Consider the following 20940-nt stretch of genomic DNA (forward strand, 5'->3'; position numbering starts at 1 on the left):
TTCTCGCGCTGTGAGCAACAGGACGGGGGGAATCCGGTGTAGGCACTGTTGCCACACGCATCGGTCAGACGACTCAGACGACTCAACGGAGAGGTTCCGGAACGCGCCCGAGATGGTCCGGCCAGTCGCGCTCAGCCGTCGAGCGAGCCGATGAAGTGGTCCAGCCGAGAGACGACTTGCCGCAGGACCTCGGCCGATCCTGTGGCATCGTCCGTGAGCTCCAGGCCGTGGTCCGCCGAGGGCACTTCCAGGATGTCGTGTCGCAGGGACGCGGCGATTCGGAAATCCCAGACCTTGTCGGCACTTCCGCCGATGAGGAGGGTCGGTTCGGTGGCTCGCCGGAGGGCCGCGGCGACGTGGTCGATGGTCAGGAGCGGGGTGAGCCAGGCTGCCGGGAGGTTTCTGTCGGCTGCGACGCCGCAGGCGAGGGAGCCCAGGGACTTGCCGACGACGAGCCGGCAAGCCCCCGCCTCGGCTTCGATGGCCTCGGTGACCTGCCGCTCCACCCATGCGATCCGATCGGCCACCGTGAACTGCGCGAAGTCGTCGGGTATCCGCCACCACAGCTCCTGGACCGTCCAGCCGTGCTGGAGCAGAACGCTCCGGGCGAAGTGCAGCAGCGGCCGGGCAGGCGAGTAACCGACACCTGGCACGACGACTGCGACACGGTCTCGGTCTCCGTCGAAACGGGTGGGCACGGCGAAGGGAGCGGGATCGGACATGGCCGCAGACTACTAGGCCGTTTCTTTCGGATCATCTGATCGTTGGCCTGGTGTGCCGTTGACGGATGCGCAGTGGGCGCGGATCGAGCCGTTGCTGCCGGACCGGACGCCGAAGCGGGGTGGTCGGTGGCGTGATCACCGTGAGGTGATCGACGCGATCGCCTGGAAGTTCCAGACCGGGTCGCAGTGGGTCCACCTTCCGGAGAAATACGGCTCATGGAAGGGCGCTTACACGCGGCTGCGGAACTGGGCGATCGACGGCACCTGGGAACGTGTCTTCACCGCTCTGCTCGCCCAGGCCGACGCGGATGAGGACCTGGAGTGGGTGGTCGCGGTCGACTCGACCATCGTGCGCGCGCACCAGCACGCGGCCGGGGCCCGCAAAAAGGGGCCCCGGCCGGCGAGCCCGGCGACCATGCCCTCGGCCGGTCCCGCGGCGGGCTGACGACCAAGATCCACCTGGCCGCCGACGGCCGCTGCCACCCTCTGTGCTTCGTCCTCACGCCCGGACAGGCCGGTGACGCCCCCGCCTTCCAGCAGGTCATGGCCAAGGTCCGGGTGCCACGGCCCGTTGGAAGGCCCCGCATCAGGCCGGATGCGGTCCTGGCCGACAAGGCGTATTCGTCCCGTGCCATCCGCGAACACCTGCGACGACGCGGGATCCGGGCAGTGATCCCCGTCCCCGCCGACCAGCGGGCGCACCGCAAGCGACGTGGCAGCCACGGCGGCCGGCCACCCGCCTTCGACCGCGAGGCATACAAGCAACGCAACACCGTCGAACGCTGCATCAACCGCCTCAAGCAATGGCGCGGCATCGCTACCCGCTACGAGAAGACCGCCACCGTCTACCTCGCCGGACTCCACCTCGCAGGCATCTTCCTCTGGTCAGCACGCTGATCAAAAGAAACGACCTAAGCCGCCGACGGACCACAGGGAGGCTCCTCAGCCGTCGCTGCCGTCACGGAAAAGCCTTGGTCGTCGTTACCGAGTCCGAGATGCCGGAGCGTGCTGCGATGTCGCCGGCGGACATTCCGGCATCTAGGAGGGCCACGTGTGCCGCGGCGGGCGCGGAGTCGACGTTGAGCGGCGCCCTGCCGCTGTGCCGAATCGGGCGGCTTGTCGCTTCTCCTTCGGGGTTTTGCAAGCCCTGGCGTGCGGACATGGAACACACCCAGATGCCCGAGCCACTGCGCCGGGCGATCCATCACCTGGTCTCCGGGAGCGTGCACTGCCAGGAGGTGCTCCGGTACACCGAGCCCGACCAGGCACACACCTGGAAGCGCATGACGCTGTACGGCCCACGGACGCGGCGGACACCATGAACATGGTGGCCATGCTGATCGCCGCGTACTGCCAGCGCACCGGCATGGCCGCCGACAGGCCACAGAGCTACCTCCAGGTCGGGCAGCAGGAACTCCGCTCTGCCGGCCCACAGGACGACGATCGCGCGCACGTGGCCGGCCTGATGGATGAGGCGCTCTCCTACGAGGCGGTGCGAGCGCCAGCGAACCGAATGCGGCACCACCGGGCCAGCGGCAGGCAGCGCAGGCGTAGCGGCCCGAGGACGATCCGCAGATGCTGTTCACCGAGGCGTGCCTGCACGGGCTGAAGGCCCGGCTGTGTGACGACGTCGACGCGCTGGCAGCTACCCGCCGCCGTACATCGTGTCGCTCGCGCGGATGGTCGCCAGCGTGTCGGAGGAGCCGCGCCCGCCACCACATGATCGGAGGCGCAGCGTCTTTGGGCGGTGTGCCCCCGGCCCGACCCCACGGGAGTCACGGTTGGTCTCCCCGGGACCGTGGTGTGTCGGGGTCAGTCCTTCCCGGACGCCGTGGCAGCGAGCCAGGCGGCGGCTTCGGCGTCGGTCTTCAGCAGGAGCTGCGTCGGGTGGGCGGGGCCGTGCTGGACGACGTGAGCGCGGCCCGGGAGCGGATTGCTCTTCGGGGCGGGGCCGGCTATCGGGCCGAACCCCTGCCAGGTGCCGGCGGTGAACCGCGCGAGGATCACGGTGGCGAACTGCTCGGGGGCGGCGGGGATAAGGGCGCCGCCCGCGACTTCTGCCTCACTTTGCTCCTCCTTCCAACGCTCCGGTCCCGCCAGCCCAGCCAAGGAACACAGAGATCCGCGTCGCGGACCTGCGCGTCGAACCTCGCGCGTAGAACGCGAGTTGGGCGATGCCGCCATGCTCCAGGGCCGTGTACAGGGCGCCGGCGGGGCCGAACGCCAAGACGCGGGGCTCAGCCCCGGCGTCGGGGAGGGCGTACTCCGTCACCTGCCCGTCCGCCGTGATCCGCCCGATGCGGTCGGTGGCCCACGCCGTGAACCAGCAGGCCCCGTCCGGCCCGGCGGTGACCGCGTGCGGGCGGCAGGTGGGGTCGGGCAGTACGAACTCGGTGATCTTGCCTCCCGGCGCAACCCGAGCGATGCGGCCCGCGCCGATCTCGGCGCACCACAGCGCCCCGTCCGGCCCGGCCGTCAGCCTGACAGGCGCGGCGCCGGCCGTCGGTAGCCGGTGGACGGTGACTTCGCCGCCAGGCGTGATCCGGGCGACGGCATCGGGCTGATTGAGCGTGCACCACAGCGCGCTGTCCGGGCCGGTCGCGATCACGGGGGGGGGCCGCCCTTGATACGGATTCGTAGAGAGCATCGAGCGCCCAGGCGGCGTATGGCAGCGGCGGCACGAACCCGCGTGAGCCGGACCGGCCCGGTGTACCGGCCCGGTGTACCGGTCCGGGCACGTACGGCCGCCTGTGACTGGACGCGGCCGCCGGCCTCCCGCAGCGTGGTGCGGGAGGGACGCGCGGGGCGGGATGTCGGCCGTATGCCGGGCATCCGGCAGACGCGTTGGGGGGCTTCTCACCGACCGGACGTGCGACCACGGGAGTGGGTCATGCCAGAGGACGAGCAGGACAACCGGCTGTCGTTGTTCACCAGTGAGCCGGTACGGCCCGGCGTCGACATCCCGGTCTTCTACCAGAGCCAGGAGAGCAAGCCGCACAACTGGATCGGCCTCCATCGCCAGGGCGAGGACGAGTACTGCGCCTTCGCCTACGCGCCGGGCAGCGCGGGCGTGGCCACGTTCTCGGGTTCCTCGTTCGATCGGCGCGGTGGGGTGGGGCCCGGGGACTACCGGCTTTACCTCTACGAGGGCGACGGCCGCGCCGTGTTGGCGGGCCCGGTGGCCCTGCGCCTGACCAGCGCCCCGTACTTCCTCGTGGAATCGCTGACGGCCGCCAACGTCGCGGCCGGGCGGGAATGCCGGGTCGCCCTGCGCGGCCTGCTGGAGTCTTTCGGCCAGGAGATCACTTTTTCCAAGGTCCGGGGGGACTTCTGGCTGGAGGTCACGGGTGACGGCACCGTCGTCGGTGTCGCGCCCGAAAGCGCGGCGGGCCGCTACGGGCTGATCACCGTCGCCGCGCAAGCGCGGTCGAGCGGGGAGCGCACCACCGTGACGGTACGAGTGCCGGTTCGCCCCGAACAGGGCCCGCTGGTCGAGGAGTTGCGCGTGGCCACCTGGAACCTGTGGTACGACGCCACCAGAGTGTGGGCGGCCAAGGCGAAGGTACTGCGCGTGGTGACGGAGTTGAACCTCGACATCGTCGCGATGCAGGAGGTCCGCCGGGAGTACGGCACCGTCAAGGAGCTGGCGGAGCGCCTGGGCTGGTATTTCCAGGAGCACCCCGGCACCAAGGACGTGGGCATCATGAGCCGCTATCCCATCGACGAGAGCCTCAGCGGCCACGGCGCGGAGTTCCTGCGCAGCGCCGTGTCGGTGGACGATCTGCTGGTGCACGTGTGTTGCGTCCACCTGGATTACCACGCCTACGGTCCGTTCAAGGCTCCCGAGGGCACCCGCCGGTTCACCGCCGCCGTCCAGCAGGAGGAGACGCAGTCCAAGCGGGCCGCCGAGACGCGCGACAAGATCCTCGCCGACATCGCGCCGCAGCTCGACGCGGCCTACCGGAGTCCGATCATCGTGCTGGGCGACTTCAACTGCCCCTCCCACCTCGACTGGACTTCCGAGGTCACTTCGGAGCCCGTCAACTGGCCGGCGACGCTGCTGATGGAGAATGCAGGTCTGCACGACTCCTATCGCGTCGCCCACCCCGACCCGGCCGCCCACCCCGGTCTGACCTGGTCCCCCGCGCAGCCCTGGGACGAGACGTACCTGGACCCCGCACGGGTGGAGCCGCAGGACCGGGTCGACTTCATCTTCCACAAGGGTGACCGGCTCCAGGTCGCCGACTCGGTGACGTACGTCGCCGGGCAGCCGGCCCCGGCCGAAGACCACCCTCAGTGGAAGGAGTCCTCGTCCTGCCCGGCCCCGCTGTGGCGGTACAACGCCTGGCCCTCCGATCATGCCGCCGTGGTGACGACCTACCGCGTCGACCGCTGATCCCGTGTCGTTCGGGGGTGTTCGGGGGCCGGGACTCGGCGGCATCCAAGGTCGCCTCCATGACGAGGACCACGCCCGCACGCTCTCTCGACATCGAGACCCTCTTCCCCGAGGAACCACGGCGAGGGCGATCGTGACGGCCTCGAGGCACCGGCCGAGTCGGCGCGCGCGTCTTGTACGCGGCGCCGGGCACGGCCCTCACACCGTGCCGCGGGTACCGCTTTTTTCTTCCAGCTTCATTTCACTGACCTTGCCGCCCGCCTTGTCCGTACAGAGGTAGCTCTTCCGGGAACCCGATGTGGCTTGCGCGTAGTACTTCGTGAGGCATGTGCCCAGCGCCTTCTGACCGTAGGCATTGGGGTGCATGGATTCCTCCACCTCCCCCTGCCTGGTTTTGAAGACGTTGAGGACCTTGGTGACGAACCGGATCCATTCGGATGCCGTATCGGGTCGGCGGTTCCCCGAGTGATTCTCGCTCTGGGCCTGGTCCACGCCGGTACGGCAGAGCGTATGATGCTCGAAAGCCTGGTGCAGATCCAGGAAATCGACTCTCTTCTCCTTTGCCACCTGCTCAAGCATCCCGGAGAGGCGGGTGACGACCTCGTCGCGGGCCCACGTGATATCCGTATCGAAGAAGGGGCAGCCGCCGGGCGACCAACGCGTGGAGTCGAACGAGTGGTCGTTCTCGTCGTAGCGCATGTCCTCCGCGCGCGGCAGGGTGGCGGGGTAGGACTGCAGGAGGATTCTGTACGTGGTGTTCAGCCCGCTTTTGCCCATCGTGCTGATGATTTTGTCGAGGGCCCGCTCCACCGCGGTGCGAACCACCCCTCCCTTGGCGATACCCTTTTCGACCGGATCCCGCCACTTGCTTTTACACTTACGGACGACCGGGTAGGCGATAAATTTTGCCGCGCAATCCTCGATGATGTGCGAGAACTGCATGTCGTTTCCGCCGATGGAGACATGGACGGCCTTGATGTCGTATTTTCTCTTCAGGTCGTCGAGTTGCCACGCCTGCGGAAGTTCGTTTCTCGTGTAAGTGTTGACGATGTTCGCCGCCACGGCACCCGAGCAGGCGATGTTGAGTTTTGCCACTTCTCTGCCGGCGACCTTCCAAGAGGCGCTCTTGATTTCCGCGACGTCCGACCGGTGACAGCCCGCGGTCGGGTTCTTGCTGCCTTTGGTCGGGTCCCGGTAGGAATTCCCGTACGTTCGGTTGGGGTCCTTCCTGCAGCGTTCGCCCCGGACACAGCCGTGCGCGGCGCGGTCTGTGCCGTACATGTCCTTCGTCTCGTTGTCGGACAAATCGACGTTGCCGTACCAGCGGCCGGCCTCGCCGGAGATGAAACTGTCCCCCATCGAGACGACGGCCGGATCGAGGTTGCGGGGGGCGGCTCCAGGGGCGGCGGCCTTTCCGGCCGGTGCCGCGAGCAGGGCCGGAGCGGCGGCCGCAGTGACGGCCATGGCGAGCAGGAAGCCGGTGGAACGAAGAGGAAGGCGGGGAAGGCGGGGGCGGGCTGAACGCATGACGCTCCATCGCGAAGTCCAGGCTCGGCGACGGGCCTGGGGACGGCCGTGGGGGGGGAGATCCGCGGCGGGGCCTGACAGGCCCGGCGGGTGGGGTGAAAGTACCGACCGCACTGGACCGGTAGGGCGCGGCACGCCGGGGTGCGCCCGGTTGGGCAGGCCGGGTGCCGCGGTGAAGCGGGGAGCGGGGAGCGGGGAGCGGCGATTGTCTCCTCAGGCTGTTGCGGCCGACCTTGACGTTGGTGGCGCATCCGCGGAGCGGCCGGGCGGGTGACGTGCTGTGCCGGCGGGCTTGAACGCTCGGTCAGCCTGTTTGACCCGCGCCACGCGCTGGAATAGGCAAGTGTCATATTCACTGCCCCTCTGACCGACGCCCCGGCCCGGAGAAGGTGTGTCGCCGTCGACTCCGGCGGTCGGCCGGTGTTTTCGGACGTGGCGGCCGGGGTGGAAGTGGCGGCCGGGACGGCTGAGGCGACAGATGCCGGCCAGGGCCCGCGTGTCCGCCACGGCTCGGGACAGCACTGTTCGTTCCGTCCTCCGGCGCTCCCGGCACGCCGCGTTCCGGCTCGTGGAAAGGTGACCGTCACCATGGCGCTCAGCGTTGAGGAGTTGTGCAGACGGCTGAACGCGCTCACGGGAGACGCGGCGACGTTGAGCGTCACCTGGGACGAGCTCGATCTGCCCGGTGTCAAAAAGGTCTTCTCCCCGTACGTCGGCACGCAGGGCGTCACCCTGACCAAGGCCGAGCGCCAGGGCACCTACGGCGCCAAGGGGCAGGTGACGGTCGACGGCTCGACGGCGGACGGCACCGTCTGTTTCTTCACCGACAGCTCCTCCGTGCGGGGCCTGACATTGAGCAAAGCGCAGACGGACTGGAAGCTTCCCAGCCTGCCGGGCATCGACCTGACGTTCCTCAAGACGAAGGTCGCCGGCGGCTCGTCCGTTGCCCTGCACTTTCTGCTGGTGGCCGAGCCGGAGCCGGACGGCACGCTGTCGCCTTACACCTCTGCGAGGTTGGACTTCTCCCTCCTGTCCCCGGGCGACGTGCGGATGACGATGGCTCGGGGGGCCGACAAGTCCAGGGCCACCTTCAGGTTCCAGTTCCCCAAGGGAGTGACGCTGAAGGACTTGGCGACCCTCACGGCCAAGTTCGCCCCCTTGAAGGACCAGCAGCTCGCCGCGTTGCTGCCCACCGACTTCCCGGCGCTCAAGGGACTGTCGCTACGGACCGTGCAAGCAGAGGTCAGCCCCAGCGCCGGGACCGTCCGTCGGGCGTCGGCCCGGGTACAACTGGACTGCGACGCCTGGAAGCGCCTGCCCCAGGCCCACCTCACGGACCTCTCCGCGTACTTCGTCCACACCATCGGCGGCGGGACGCGGCTGACGATGGACGCCACCTGCACCCTCTACCGCCTGGCGCTGAGCGCCCACGTCGACGTCACCGGCGGCCAGCTGTTCGCGGCGCTCGAAGGGCCCGTCTCCCAGCCGTCGGAGGTGAGCACCTATCTGGGCGACACACCGCTCAAGAACGCCCGCCTGACGGACATCACCGTCGGAGCGGACCTGCGCAGCCTGGGCTACTCCTTCGACGCCGACCTGGACGCGGACTGGGTCATCGACTCCGCCGACGACATCGCGCTGACCCGTCTGAGGCTGCACTTGGACGGCGTCGGCGCGGACACGGCCAAACTCACCGCGCGCATGGGGGCGACGCTGCGGGCCGCCACGGCCGAGCTTGAGGCCGCGGCCATCTACACCGACAAGAAGTGGAGCGCCACGGCCGGTGTCCACGGCATCGCCTTCGCCCCGGTGGCCGCCTGGCTCGAAAAGCGCAAGGTGCCGGTGCCCAGTGGTGTCGAGAAGCTGGAGCTGGTGAAGCTGGCCGCCGCCTGGCGGCAAGGCGGCCCGATGGCCCTGACCGTGCAGGTCCGCTTCCCCTTGGAGGGGGCGCTGGTGGACTACCTGGGCACCTTCACCAAGGACAGCACCTGGTCGTCCCGACACCGGCTGCGGCTGACTACCGGCCATCGCGAGATCGATCTCACGGCGCAGATCCAGCCGAACAGCGTCCAGGCCACGTGGTCCGCCGGCCGGGAACCGGGCGTACCCGCGGCCGACCTGCTGACGGCGTGCGGCGTCCCGGTCCCCGCGCTGCCTTCGTCGATGCTGCCGGCCCTGCGGTCGTTCGCCCTGTACTACGACCGCGCCGCCCACACCCTGGTGGTCTACCTCGCGGCGGACAAGGTACGGATCCTGTTCGGCCGCCTCGGCGCCACCACCGCGGACCGGCGCCACGCCGTGCAGGCCGATGCCGACGTCCCGTCCACCGTGCCGGCCCGGCTGTCGGCCCTGCCCCTGCTGAAGGGCCAGCTACCGCCCTCCGAGGACATCTCGGTGACCGGCCTCGCCCTGGAATCGGCCGCTCTGAACGACGGCGACGTCAAGACCCTCAACGAAGCCCTGGGCAAGCTCACCACCAAGGACACTTTCGGTACCTTGGCCAAGGGCACCACCGTGCGGGTCACCGTGAACCTCATGGGCTCGCCCCGCACCCTCGTCGCGAGCACGGGCGCGGACGGCTCGTCGTCCGCGCCCGCCGAAGGCCCGGCCGGTGCCCTCGCGTACGCGACCGGGCCGCTCCCGGCGGCGTCGGCAGCGGCGGCGGTGACCTGGCTGAACGTCGGCAAGAGCCTGGGGCCGCTGCGGGTCGAGCGGGTCGGCCTCGGCCTTGACGGCACCCATCTCCAGGTCCTCTTCGACGCGTCCTTGACGCTGGCGGGGCTGACGTTCGGTGTGCAGGGCCTGGCCATGAAGGTCTCACTCGCGGACGAGAGCGTCTCCGCCGGGCTCCAGGGCCTGAGCCTGGCCTACCGCAGTCCCGCCGTCTCCCTCGCCGGCGCCGTCGTGGACCGCTCGGGCTCCGACCCCGACTTCGACGTGGACCTGGCCGGCATGCTGGCCGTGACCACCCCCAAGCTGGCCCTGGCCGCACTCGGCGGCTACCAGCACCACGTACCCCCCGACGAGTACACCTCGGTGTTCGTCTTCGCCCGCGTCGGCGGCGAGCTGGGCGGCCCGCCCCCGTTCGTGCTGGAGGGCCTGTGCGGCGGGCTGGGCATCAACAACGCCCTGGTCGTCCCCGCCCTGGACAAGCTCGGCGGCTTCCCGCTGCTGACCGGGATCGGCGGCGACCAGGATCCCGGCAAGATCCTGGCGGACCTGCGGACGTGGCTCAAGCCGGCGCCGGGGGCGATGTGGGCGGCGGTCGGGGTGGACTTCACCTCCTTCCGCTACGCCGCCTGCAGCGCCCTGCTCGTCGCCGAGTTCGGGCCGGACCTGACGATCGCGCTGCTGGGCCGCCTGAGTGCCTCGTTCCCCCTCAAGGCCGAGGTGCCCGGCCTGCGTCCCTTCGCCCAGGTCCGACTGGACCTGCGGGCGGTCTACCAGCGCTCCCAGGACCAGCTCAGCGTCGAGGGCCGGTTGACCCCCCAGTCGTACCTGCTCAGCACGGACTGCGTGCTGCACGGCGGGTTCGCCTTCGACAACTGGTTCGGCGCCAGCACCCACCCCGGTGACTTCGTCTGCACCATCGGCGGCTACCACCCCGCCTTCAAGGTCCCGGACCACTACCCGCGTCCGGCGGAGGTCGGCTTCACCTGGAACCCGGGCGGGGGGCTCACGGTGGACGGCGGCAGCTACCTGGCCCTGACCCCGGGGGCGGTGATGGCCGGCGGGCACTTGCGCGCCGCCTACAGCACCTCCGGTTCCCTGGGCAGCCTGACGGCCGGTTTCACGGTGCAGGCCGACGTCCTCGTCGAGTGGGACCCCTTCCACTTCGAGGCCGGTTTCACCGCACGGGCCTGGTACCGCGTCGTGTCGGGCCTGTTGTTCTGGCACGGCGGGGAGATCAGCGGCGAGGTGCAGTTCTCGCTCACGCTGTGGGGCCCGCCCACCGGCGGGACCGTGCACATCGACGTGTGGAAGTTCTCCTTCGACGTGCCCTTCGGCGAACCGCGACCCGACCCGCCGGAGCTGGGCTGGGACGACGTCAGGGAGCGCTACGGGCCGTGGCTGCGCGTCCACGCCGGGAGCGGGGTCCTGCCGCGGTCCGGCAAGGACACGGCCGGCCCGCTGGTGGTCTCCGGACAGGGGGTCTCCTTCACCACCCACTGCACGATGCCCGCCACCAGCCTGGCCTTCGTCACCACCCGCAGGCAGACCGCCGGCGGCCACCGGGTGGACCTCCGCCCCCTCAAAGGCGTGGACGGCCTCTCCTCGCTGCACACCGCGACCCTCACCCGCCTGTCCGCCACGGCGCCCCGGGACTGCGACCACTGGGGCAACCCCTCGTGCACCCACTGGGAACCGGCCCCCCAGGAGCACTGGCAGGCGAGCACCGTCAGCGGCAAGGCCCCCGCGGCCCTGTGGCGCCGCCCGGCGAGCCCGTCACCGGTGCCACAGGCGAGCGACGCGCTGGTCGACGCCGTCACCGGCTGGCGCGTCACCGCCGTCCGGCCCCGGCGCACGGACGACAACCTGGCCGCCGCCCGGAGCCACTTCACCGCGCTGCCCCAGCCCGGGGGCGGTCTGCCGCTGCGTGCCGACAGCTCCGTCCAGGGGCCCGCCGCCACAACCGACCCCGACGCCCTGAAAAAGACCGCCGAGCAGCTCGTCAGCAAGAAGAGCACCCGGAACGAAACCTGTCTGGCCCTGCAAAAGGCCCAGATCACCGGACTCGACGACGAGGAACTGACCCGGCTGAGCCGGGACCTGGGCCACTACCTGGCGCATGCGCCCCTGCTATGTGGAGCCGCCGCATGACCGCACCCGCCGCCGAGACCACCCGCCCGCCGACTCCCACCGCGATCCCCGCCGAAGAGCCTCCCACCCACGAAACCCCCACCGACGAAACCGCCACCGACGTCCTGGTCTTCCACAGCAACCTCGTCCCGGCGGTGCCGGCCGGGCACTACCGCCTGCGGGCCGAGCACACCGCCCAGCACACCCTCCTGGGCAACGAACCGCAGCAACTGCCGCGCGTCGACCAGCACTTCGAGGTCCAGGCCCCGCGCTTCAGCCTGGACCCCGCCGTCGTCCACGCCCGCTACCCCGCCCCCGGCGCCACGGGCACCTTCGACACCACCCTGGCACACATCAGCCTGGAGCGCGCCACCCTTCCCTGGGAACGCGCAGTGCCCGGGCAGGGCGAACAGACGCCGTGGCTGGCGCTGTTGCTGTTCGCCGAGGCGGAACTGCCCGCCGACCCGCAGGCCCAGGCCCTGACGGAGCCGTTGAGCATCACCCGGTTCCTCACCGAGGCAGGCCGGCCCGCCGAGGTGGCGGGCCAGTGCGCCACCATCCGGGTGCCGAAGACGGTCTACGACGCGGTCGCGCCGGGCGCGAAGGAAGCACGATGGCTGGCGCACGTGCGGGAAGGCACCGTGGACACCCCCGGGGCGAGCCCCGATCCGCCGGGCCCGGACGGCTACGCCGTGGTCGTCGCCAACCGTTTCCCCTCCCCCAAGGGTGGCAGGTACGCCGCTCACCTGGTCTCCCTGGAGCTGACCGGCACCACCGACGCCGGCGAGGTCCGCCTGCTGTCCCTGGCCGCCTGGTCGTTCACCTCCCAGGCCGACCGGGGCCGCTCCTTCGCCGCCGTCGCCGCCGGGCTGGTCGCGGAGAACGCCCGCCCGCCGTACTCGGCACTGCGCCTGCCCGACATCCCCGCCGGCACGAGCACGGTGGAGAAGGCGGTGGCCGAACGGCTGGGGACGGGGCAGCACGCGCTGCCGCTGCACACCTGGTCCGGTGAGCGCGGCTTCGCGTTCTACCGCGGTCCGCTGACCGCGGCCCGCCCCCGGCCGCTGCCCCGGCCCGACGGCAAGCCGCTGCTCTCCCAGGGCATCCCCGACGCCGCCCGGCTGCTGGTCTACGACCAGACCCTGGCCGCCTTCGACGCCGGTTACGCCGCCGCCTTCACCCTGGGCCGGCTGTTGGCCCTCGGCGACGCCGACTTCACCGCCGCCTATGTCCGCCTGCTGCGCCACTACCACCCGCGCCGCACCCTGCGCGCGCCCCGCATCAAAGGCCCCGCGCCCCTGCGCACCCCACAGCACGACGACGCCGACCTGGAGCGCGTGCGCACCTGGCTGGCGGCCCTGCGCGAGCTGCGCCCCGTACCGTTCTCCTACCTGGTGCCCGACGGCCGGCTGCTGCCGCGGGAATCGGTGCGCTTCGCCCACGTGGACGAGGACTGGCTGCAAGCGCTGGGCGACGGCGCCTTGAGCGTCGCCCTCAGCGACACCCAGGCCCTCAAGGCCCGTGACGCGGTCAGCGCGAAACTGGCCGCCCTTCCCCCGGCCAAGCAGCTCCCCCGCCCGGTCGCGGCCCTGCTCGTCCGCTCCGAACTCATCGCGTGCTGGCCGGCCCTGACCTGTGCCGCCGCCGACGACGGCAAGAAGGCGGCGAAGGTGACCCGGTGCGACCGCGGGCCGGACACCGCCCTGTTCCTGTTCGACCGGGTACCGGCCACCGTCACCCTCGGCGAGCCGCACCAGGGCTGGCACTTCGGCATCACCGCCGAGGGCGTCGAGTTGCGTCAGACCAGCGGTACGGACACGGGCAAGCCGACCGGGAAGACCGTCTCCGTCTCCTGGCGCGGTGGTGAGCACCGCGTCCTGGACGTCACGGCCCAGCGGACGGCCCTGGGGAGCGCCGGGGCCTCGCCCGCCGCGTTCGCCCTGCAGTTCATCGCCTCTCCCCAGACCCTGACCTTCACGAAGAGCTGAGATGACCAAAGAGCCGGCACCGCTGTTCGTGCCCATCGAAGTCCACGCCCTGGTCGTCAACGAGGAGGTGCGGAAGGCCGAGGGGTTCCGCCGCTGGCAGCCCTCCTTCGACAACGCCAACCGCCACGCCCCCGTCGAACCCGAGCCCCTCGCCGAGAGCGGCCACGAGGAGCCGCCCGGCCTGGGCGTACACCTGCGCTGGCAGCTTCCCGACGCGCTGTGCCGCGCCGGGGCGGCCAAGGCCGGCGCCCCGGACGGGCGGGCCTCCTTCCCGCGCCTTCCCAACCGGTGGCTCGTCCTGCGCTACGGCGACAAGGCCCCGGGCACGGGCACCGGACGCGGTCTCCACGGAGTCTGGCTGGTGGAAAGCGACTACCAGGGCCCTAAGGGCAAGACGTGGCTCCCCCTCAAAGGGGATTCGGGGAAAGTGACCACCACGGGGCTGGGCCAAGTGATCGACCTGCGCTCCGGCGCCACCTGGAAGGAGCCGGGCCCCGGCTCCGTGGTCCTGACGGCCGAGACCACCGGCCTGCCCACCTTCGCGGCCTTCCAGCCCTACCACCGCGGGGTGTTCTCCCTGCACGACCCCCTCGAACCCTTCACCGGGGACCACCGCACCACGCACAGCTACCTGGTCGCGGGCTGGTACGCCGGCCCTGACGTGCCCGCCACCTGGAGCCTGGCGGACTTCCGGCGCTACGGCTGGAATCTGCCGGACACGAAGAAGCTGCCGGAGGAGGGGATCCGGAGCCTGTACGTCGGCACCGTCCGGCACGTGCCGTGGAACCTCAAGGCGGCGCTGCCGTCCGACCGGTCCCGGCCGCGCGACGACGACGTCATGGCCGCGGTGGGCTCCAGCGGAGTCGACGCCTTCGCCGCTGTCCTGGGCCACAGCGACACCCTCCGACGGCTGGGAGTGAAGGACCCGCCCGACCTCAGCGGCGGCAACCTCGACCGCGACACCGTACGCGCCCTGCACCACGGCATCCTCGACGCCCTGGCCGGCGATGTGGACAACACCTTCCGCTTCGACCAGTACGTCCACCAGGCCGCCTTCAGCACCCGCCCGGCCGGCCACTGGTGGACCCTGACCGACCGCGGCGAGCCCAAGAAGGCCGTCACCCCGCAGGTGCTCCGCGACCTGGCCGACCTGAACACCAGGCAGGCCCGCTACGAACGGCAGGACGCCGAGCTGCGCGCGCAGCAGCACACCCTGCTGTACTGGTCCCACCTGGCCGCCCTCGACGCGTACGCCACCCCGCCGGAACTGTCGCCTGAGATCATCGCCGCGGCGCGCGACACACTGGCCGGCAAGGTCACGACCGCTCGCAAGAACGTGGACACACTGCGCGCCGCCCTGCCCGATCCGTCCGACCCCGCCGACCTCCGGCTTCCCGCGTCCCTGCGCGGCCGGGTCGTGGCGGCCCCCCTGCCCGCCTACCAGCGCCCCGCGGACCCCGTCGTCCTGCTGCTCGGCGCCCATCCCGGCGCCGGCGCCGCCACAGCTCCGGGGCCCCTGCGCTGCCGCTGGAGCGAGCACCTGCCCAAGCCCTACAGCCCCTGCCCCGCCGCGCTGAAGAACATGCCGGCCGGTGTGCTGCGCGCGCTGACCGAGCTGATGGACATCGACACCAACGGCAAGAGCTCCGGCACCCTCCAGCCCCAGTTCGGCACCGCCGCGTGGACGGACCAGCCCTGGCAGCCCCTGTACCTGGAATGGCGCGTCGAGTACCACCCCGTCGCCATGAACCACGTCGTAAACGGTCAGCAGGTTCCCAACTGGGTGTTCGACGGCGCCGACTACGTCCGGCTGGAGGACTGGGAGTGGCCGACGGTCAGTGACATCACCTGCAAAGGCCGGCAGCTTCTCGGCCCGCACCTCTCCCGCACCCTGCTCGCCAACATCGACCGCTACCGCGCCACCCACCCCGACCTCAAAGGCACCGACGCCGAGCAGCTCGACAAGCTCGTCGCGGCGGTCACCACCATCGACCCGCTCTCCCAGGCTCTCTCCGGGCTGACCGACCAACTGGCCCAGCGCCGTCCGCCGGCCGGCACCCCGCCCCAGGGCAAACTCGCCGAGGCCGTCGACCGCGTCCCCGATCACCGCCCCACCCCCGGCGCCCTGCCCTCCCACGGCTCCTGGCCACCCTCGCGATTCCAGGACCTGCGCGCCGGTCACTTCGTCTTCACCGACCTGGAAGTCATCGACGCATTCGGCCGCACCCTGAAAGTCATCACGAAGGACAACTGGCAGCTCGAACGCCTCCTGTTGCCGCCCGACCTCAGCGGAGCCGACGACACCGTCGTCGACGGCTTCCAGCGCACGGTGCGGCTGCGCCCCCGGCTGACGCAACCGGCGCGCACCCGCTTCGACTTCATCGACGCCACCGACGACACCGACGCCGGCGCCGCGGCCAACCCCCTGTGCGGGTGGGTCTGGCCCAACTACGTGGACAGCAGCCTGCTGTTCTTCGCCCCCGACGGACAGCCGCTGGTCAGCCTCGTTCCCGCGGCCGGCGCCGCCAACGGCGTCGCCGCCCTGCCCCTGCCCGGCTTCCCCCACCCCGATCTGAAGGACGTCACCGACCCGCGCCTGCGCCACCTCAAAGCCCTCATCGACAAGGCCGTCTCCGCCTCTCCCACCTCCGCCTTCTCCTTCGCCACCCTCTACGCCGCCATCCACCGGCTGCTGCCCACCATCACCCCGCACCACCCGCAGGGCGCACAGCACCACGCGTCCCTCATCGGCCGCCCGCTGGCCCTGGCCCGCGTCCGCCTGGGCATCGAACTCGACGGCCCCCCGCTGACCGACCCGAGCTGGGAGTACGTCCAACAGCAGATCAAAAACAACCAGCCGCCGCCGGTCCCGTCCTTCACCCGGCACCCCTGGCCCGTCCGGCTGGGCGAGGCGGACCGTCTCGCCGACGCCTTGATCGGCTTCTACGCCTACGAACAGGACGGCCTCTCCGCCTTCGCCCCCTTGCAGGCGGCGGGCCCCAAGGCCCAGGTCACTTGCACTCCCACCGCCGCCGCCCGACACCTGACCCTGCTGATGGACCCCTACGCCACCGTTCACGCCGCCACCGGCATCCTGCCGGTCGCCGAACTGCGGCTGCCGGACGCCCTGACCCGCACCCCGCTGTCCCGCCTGCGCATCTCCTACCGCATGGGCCCCCTCCTGGCCGGCCGCCGCGACGGCCACCTGGTCATGCCCCTGCCCCCGGCCTCCACCGGCACCTGGGTCTGGGCGGCGACGCGCACCGGCACCTGCGACTGGTCCTACCAGTCCCTGGTCCGCGCGGACACCACCGCCCGCCTGCCCGGCGACCCGCCCTGCCTGTACACCGGCCACCTCCACTGCCAGACACCCCAGGAGCACCAGTCATGACCTCGCCTTCGGCCCCGCTGCTGAGCTACCAGATCCTCACCAGCCCCAACCCCTTGCCTGTTGCCACGACCAAGGTGCCCAGCACCGGCATCGTCCACCTCATCGTCTTCAATCCTCACGAACAGGCCGTCGACTGGAGCTCCATCCAGGTCGTCGTCCCCCAAGGCACCGGTTCCCAGGATCTGACCGGTGACGCGGCGGCCATCACGCCGGGCATTTACTCCGACGACGAAAGCCGCTTCCAGCGCGGCGACAGCTCGAACCTCTTCCTTGCCCTGCCGCCGGCCGGCAAGACGACGTCACGGCTGTCGCGCGGTGCCTCCCTGGTTCTGATCCTGGACAACGTCAAAATTAACGAGAAACCGGGCCTGCCCCTCCTCGGCATCGTGGAGACCGCCGAGGGCGGTTCCCCGAAGCAGCCGCAAAAACCCCGGCCCACTTGCGCCGGCGTCCTCAAACTCGCCGCCGACAAAGTCCCCCCGCCCCCGCCGCCGAACGTCCCCCGCAACTTCCGGGCGAAATACCCTCTCGTCAACTACCACACGGACACCGGCAACCCGGAGTTCCCCCTCATTCTCGAGTGGGACGGCCCGGACGACCTGAGCTACTCCATCCGCATCCCCGGCTTCAAGGACGACGTGAACATCCAGACCGGCTACCGGCAATGGGCCCCGGACGAAAACGACACCGCTTACCACCCCAAGCGCGCCACCACTTACACCCTCCTCGCCGGACACCAGGGCAAACCGCCGCTGTACCAGCTCACCACCACCGTCCAGGTGAGACGCCCCACCCTCGACGACGGCGTCTACACACCCTGGCTCCAGCAACAGCCGAACGAGCCCTACATCTCCCTTGAGAAAGAGCAGATCCGGCTCGTGCACCTGGGCGGAATGGCGAAGGTTTCCCTGGGCACCCTGACGGCCGAATCCGTGGGAGCCACAACGGTGACAGCCGAAACGGTGGCGTCCAAATCCGTGAAAACCTCGAAAGTCGACGCGGGGACCGGCGGGTCGTACATCGCCCTGACCAACGCGAACGTCGAGATTCGCCAATATGATTCCCTGGGCGACCTCACGGTCAGCCAGGTCACCACGGACGGCATCCGGACATACGACGTCAAGGCGCCTAACGGATCGACGCGCATGCTGCTGACATCGGAAGAAACCCGCGTCCTCTCTGGTACCTCCGGATGGGTGAGACTGGACGAGAAGGTGACCTCCACCGTCGTCTACGGCGGCTGTCTGATGATGGGAACCGGGGGCGTCATCCAGTACGACGACAAGTTCCGCTTCAAGAAGGGCGACAGCGGGACATACGCCCGCCTCGAAAGCAGCGGATACGACACGCGCTGACGTCTGGGATCCACCTCGGCCCACCGCACGAGTCTGCCCCCCTTACCCCCTCACACAGAGGACAGCACATGGACGCCCCCGACCCCGGTTCCGGAACCCCCCCGCCTCCCGACGCCGTGTCCCCCGACCGGACGGGCACCCTCGACGCCCCTCCCTATGTGCCGCACTGGCATCCCGGCCCCACGGAGCTGCCCGACGGCTGCAAGGCCATCCTGGACTGGTCACCCGCGACGGACCCCAACGCGCCCTTCAACCGCAGCCGTGTCCCTTTGCGCTCGCGGGCACAGCGGACGGAGCTGCGGGCGTCCGGGCGAGCCGGAAAGGGGCGGGTCATGTCGTGTGCGGAATTTTGGACCACCGACAAGAACCCGCCCCAGGGCGTGCCGGACCACCGCTACTACGCGTTCGGGTACTGGCAGTACGTGGACGTGCTGGTCTTCTGGGCCGGAGTGGGGGACAAGGGGCTGATCTGCCCGCCCAACGGGCACATCACCGACGCCGCGCACCGCAACGGCGTCAAGGTCTACGGCAGCGTCTTCTTCCCGCCGGTCCGCGACGCCGGAGGCAAACCCGAGTGGGTCACCGACTTCGTGCAGCTGGGCACCACCGGCAAGTGCTACCCGGTGGCGGACAAACTCATCGAGGCGGCACAGTACCTGGGCTTCGACGGCTGGTTCATCAACTACGAGACGCCCACCGACGCGGAGACCGAGGCCGCGCTGCGCGCCACCCTCGCCTACGCCCGGAACCGCTCCGAGATCGAGTTCGCCTGGTATGAGGCCTTTCGCTACGAACTGGCCGACAGCGGCCCCGACCGCAACGAGTTCTACCTGCAGGACGCGGGCCGGCGGGTGTGCGACTCGGTCTTCATCGACTACGGCTGGAGCAAGGAGCACATCGACCGTTCCATCACCACGGCCGCGAAGATCAAACGCAGCAAGTTCGACGTGCACTACGGGCTGGAGCTGGTGCGCAAGGTCCCCGAGAACCCGGGGCTGCTGGAGCTGGTGTGCCCGGCGGGAGGCGAGCACCGCGGCGGGCTGGCGCTGTATGCGGCACATACCGTCTCCAACCAGCCCAAGGAGCCCAAGGACGCCTGGCTGGGGCACTTCTACCGGGCGGAGGCCGATTTCTGGACCGGCCCGTGCCACGACCCCGGCGACGACGGCTGGCCGGGCATCGCCGCCCGCGTCGCCGAGCACACTCCCGTGCTCGGCCTGCCGTTCGTCACCCACTTCAATACCGGCCACGGCACGTCCTACCACCACGCCGGGGCGAAGGTGGGCGACGGCGGCTGGGCGAACCTGTCCTTGCAGGACGTCCTGCCCACCTACCGATGGATCACTCGCTGCACCGGCAATTCCCGCATGCACGCCGCCCTGTGCTTCGACCAGGCCTGGGAAGGCGGCTCATGCCTGCGCCTGACCGGTGCTCTGGCCCCCGGCTTCCACGCCGCGGTACGCCTGTACCAGACCCGGCTCGACGTCGCGGCCGGCACCAAGCTCACCGTACGGGCCCAGACCCCCTCCGCCGCCGACTTCGAGTTCGCGGCCCTGATCGCCCTCGACAAGGAACCCACCGAGCTCGTATGCCTCCCACTGGCCACCACCGACACCGGAGGCTGGAAGACCTACACCGCCGACCTGTCCGGCTACGCGGGAAAGAAGCTGGTGCAACTCGGTCTCCGCCTGCGCCTGGCAAGCAGCGCGAAAACCGACCTCGCCTACGACATCAGAGTGGGCCAACTGGCGGTCCACACCGGAGCCTTCACCACCCCGCCCGCGCCCACGAACCTTACCGTCGACCACAGCACCACGCTCAGCGACACCCGCAGGGCCCTGCGCCTGTCCTGGAAGGCTCCCGCCGGTGCCGACGCCATCCACCACTACACGCTCCACCGCGGCACCGGCAGCACCCTCGCGCACCTCGGCGCCACCCCTAACACCGTCCACTATCTCTCCCGGCTCGACAGGAACAACGACACGAAGACCACCCTCACTCTCACCTCCGTCGGCCCGGACGGCACTCACAGCACCACCGCCGCGACGGCCGTGGTCACCTGGTGACGCCTCCGAACTCCGCGTCTGCCAAGGACGGCCTGGTCCGGGACGCGACGACCGACCCGGTGGGCGACGGGGTCGTGCTTTTTTTGCGGGCCCCGGCCGGCGAGCCCGGTGACCATGCCCTCGGCCGGTCCCGGGGCGGGCTGACGACGAAGATCCACCTGGCCGCCGACGGCCGCTGCCACCCTTTGCGCTTTGTCCTCACGCCCGGGCAGGCCGGCGATGCACCCGCCTTCGAGCACGTGATGGCCGAGGTCCGGGTGCCACCACCCGTCGGAAGGCCCCGAACAGGCCGGATGCGGTCCTGGCCGACAGGGCCTATTCGTCCCGCGCGATCCGGGGACACCTGCGACGCCGCGGGATCCGGGCAGTGATCCCGGTCCCTGCCGACCAGCAGGCCCACCGCAGACGACGCGGCAGCCATGGCGGCCGGCCACCCGCCTTCGACCGCGAGGCATACAAGCAACGCAACACCGTCGAACGCTGCATCAACCGCCTCAAACAGTGGCGGGGCATCGCCACCCGCTACGAGAAGACCGCCACCGTCTACCTCGCCGGACTCCACCTCGCAGGCATCTTCCTCTGTTCAGCACGCTGATCCGAAAGAAACGGCCTAGTAGGGCTTGGTCAGGTTTGGTTGGCGGTGGTGTGCCCTGATGATCGGTTCGTCCGTTGATCGGCTGCGACGCCTGAGGAGC

The 20940-nt window shown here is 70.4% G+C and carries 12 protein-coding genes and 2 pseudogenes; 10 read left to right on the plus strand and 4 right to left on the minus strand.

Going from position 1 to position 20940, the window contains the following annotated elements; translation table 11 throughout:
• Positions 1-131: 131 nt before the first annotated feature.
• Positions 132-722 carry an alpha/beta fold hydrolase gene (locus tag ACZ6X9_RS21965; RefSeq protein ID WP_469779675.1) on the minus strand — a complete coding sequence of 197 codons (591 nt, stop codon included), beginning with the start codon at positions 720-722 and terminating at the stop codon, positions 132-134.
• A 52-nt stretch (positions 723-774) separates the two neighbouring features.
• Here ACZ6X9_RS21965 and ACZ6X9_RS21970 point away from each other — a divergent pair.
• The 3 genes and pseudogenes from ACZ6X9_RS21970 (at position 775) to ACZ6X9_RS21980 (ending at position 2331) form a co-directional block, all read left to right on the plus strand.
• Positions 775-1619, plus strand: a pseudogene (locus ACZ6X9_RS21970) (IS5 family transposase).
• A gap of 263 nt (positions 1620-1882) precedes the next feature.
• Complete coding sequence (locus ACZ6X9_RS21975; protein ID WP_469779676.1) at positions 1883-2044, plus strand: hypothetical protein; 162 nt, start codon at positions 1883-1885, stop codon at positions 2042-2044.
• A gap of 11 nt (positions 2045-2055) precedes the next feature.
• Positions 2056-2331, plus strand: coding sequence for a hypothetical protein (locus tag ACZ6X9_RS21980; protein WP_469779677.1), 276 nt, complete (start codon positions 2056-2058; stop codon positions 2329-2331).
• A 203-nt stretch (positions 2332-2534) separates the two neighbouring features.
• Here the strand turns inward: ACZ6X9_RS21980 and ACZ6X9_RS21985 are convergent, their stop codons facing one another.
• Together ACZ6X9_RS21985 and ACZ6X9_RS21990 are read right to left on the minus strand one after the other, a co-directional pair.
• Positions 2535-2729 (minus strand): hypothetical protein, encoded by a 195-nt coding sequence (locus tag ACZ6X9_RS21985; protein WP_469779678.1) that lies wholly within the window; start codon positions 2727-2729, stop codon positions 2535-2537.
• A gap of 55 nt (positions 2730-2784) precedes the next feature.
• A complete protein-coding gene (locus ACZ6X9_RS21990) occupies positions 2785-3369 on the minus strand; it encodes a Vgb family protein (RefSeq protein WP_469779679.1) in 585 nt (194 codons plus the stop codon).
• Between the two features lie 243 nt (positions 3370-3612).
• On the opposite strand from ACZ6X9_RS21990, the gene ACZ6X9_RS21995 reads away from it, so the two are divergent.
• Entirely contained in the window at positions 3613-5118 is a 1506-nt protein-coding gene (locus ACZ6X9_RS21995; RefSeq protein ID WP_469779680.1) for an endonuclease/exonuclease/phosphatase family protein, read from the plus strand.
• A gap of 198 nt (positions 5119-5316) precedes the next feature.
• On the opposite strand, the gene ACZ6X9_RS22000 is transcribed toward ACZ6X9_RS21995, so the two are convergent.
• Entirely contained in the window at positions 5317-6645 is a 1329-nt protein-coding gene (locus ACZ6X9_RS22000) for a GDSL-type esterase/lipase family protein (RefSeq protein WP_469779681.1), read from the minus strand.
• A gap of 588 nt (positions 6646-7233) precedes the next feature.
• Between ACZ6X9_RS22000 and ACZ6X9_RS22005 the strand changes: the two genes are divergently transcribed.
• From ACZ6X9_RS22005 to ACZ6X9_RS22030, 6 genes and pseudogenes are all read left to right on the plus strand, one after another.
• Positions 7234-11466 carry a DUF6603 domain-containing protein gene (locus ACZ6X9_RS22005; RefSeq protein WP_469779682.1) on the plus strand — a complete coding sequence of 1411 codons (4233 nt, stop codon included), beginning with the start codon at positions 7234-7236 and terminating at the stop codon, positions 11464-11466.
• Positions 11463-13433: a hypothetical protein gene (locus tag ACZ6X9_RS22010; RefSeq protein WP_469779683.1), complete on the plus strand. Its 1971-nt coding sequence runs from the start codon at positions 11463-11465 to the stop codon at positions 13431-13433. Before ACZ6X9_RS22005 ends, ACZ6X9_RS22010 begins: the two co-directional genes overlap by 4 nt.
• A gap of 1 nt (position 13434) precedes the next feature.
• Positions 13435-16824, plus strand: a complete 3390-nt coding sequence (locus ACZ6X9_RS22015; RefSeq protein WP_469779684.1) for a hypothetical protein — start codon at positions 13435-13437, stop codon at positions 16822-16824.
• Positions 16821-18179: a hypothetical protein gene (locus tag ACZ6X9_RS22020; RefSeq protein ID WP_469779685.1), complete on the plus strand. Its 1359-nt coding sequence runs from the start codon at positions 16821-16823 to the stop codon at positions 18177-18179. Before ACZ6X9_RS22015 ends, ACZ6X9_RS22020 begins: the two co-directional genes overlap by 4 nt.
• A gap of 68 nt (positions 18180-18247) precedes the next feature.
• Positions 18248-20245: an endo-beta-N-acetylglucosaminidase gene (locus ACZ6X9_RS22025; protein WP_469779686.1), complete on the plus strand. Its 1998-nt coding sequence runs from the start codon at positions 18248-18250 to the stop codon at positions 20243-20245.
• A 110-nt stretch (positions 20246-20355) separates the two neighbouring features.
• A pseudogene (locus tag ACZ6X9_RS22030) lies at positions 20356-20840 on the plus strand (IS5 family transposase); the annotation flags it as partial.
• Positions 20841-20940 lie beyond the last annotated feature (100 nt).

It is taken from the genome of Streptomyces sp. NPDC052910 (assembly GCF_055585605.1).

Bases quoted from the DNA above. Each gene is read 5' to 3' on its own strand.
- ACZ6X9_RS21965 (WP_469779675.1), bottom strand. From the start codon at position 722: ATGTCCGATCCCGCTCCCTTCGCCGTGCCCACCCGTTTCGACGGAGAC.
- ACZ6X9_RS21975 (WP_469779676.1), top strand. From the start codon at position 1,883: ATGGAACACACCCAGATGCCCGAGCCACTGCGCCGGGCGATCCATCAC.
- ACZ6X9_RS21980 (WP_469779677.1), top strand. From the start codon at position 2,056: ATGCTGATCGCCGCGTACTGCCAGCGCACCGGCATGGCCGCCGACAGG.
- ACZ6X9_RS21990 (WP_469779679.1), bottom strand. From the start codon at position 3,369: ATGCTCTCTACGAATCCGTATCAAGGGCGGCCCCCCCCCGTGATCGCG.
- ACZ6X9_RS21995 (WP_469779680.1), top strand. From the start codon at position 3,613: ATGCCAGAGGACGAGCAGGACAACCGGCTGTCGTTGTTCACCAGTGAG.
- ACZ6X9_RS22000 (WP_469779681.1), bottom strand. From the start codon at position 6,645: ATGCGTTCAGCCCGCCCCCGCCTTCCCCGCCTTCCTCTTCGTTCCACC.
- ACZ6X9_RS22005 (WP_469779682.1), top strand. From the start codon at position 7,234: ATGGCGCTCAGCGTTGAGGAGTTGTGCAGACGGCTGAACGCGCTCACG.
- ACZ6X9_RS22010 (WP_469779683.1), top strand. From the start codon at position 11,463: ATGACCGCACCCGCCGCCGAGACCACCCGCCCGCCGACTCCCACCGCG.
- ACZ6X9_RS22015 (WP_469779684.1), top strand. From the start codon at position 13,435: ATGACCAAAGAGCCGGCACCGCTGTTCGTGCCCATCGAAGTCCACGCC.
- ACZ6X9_RS22020 (WP_469779685.1), top strand. From the start codon at position 16,821: ATGACCTCGCCTTCGGCCCCGCTGCTGAGCTACCAGATCCTCACCAGC.
- ACZ6X9_RS22025 (WP_469779686.1), top strand. From the start codon at position 18,248: ATGGACGCCCCCGACCCCGGTTCCGGAACCCCCCCGCCTCCCGACGCC.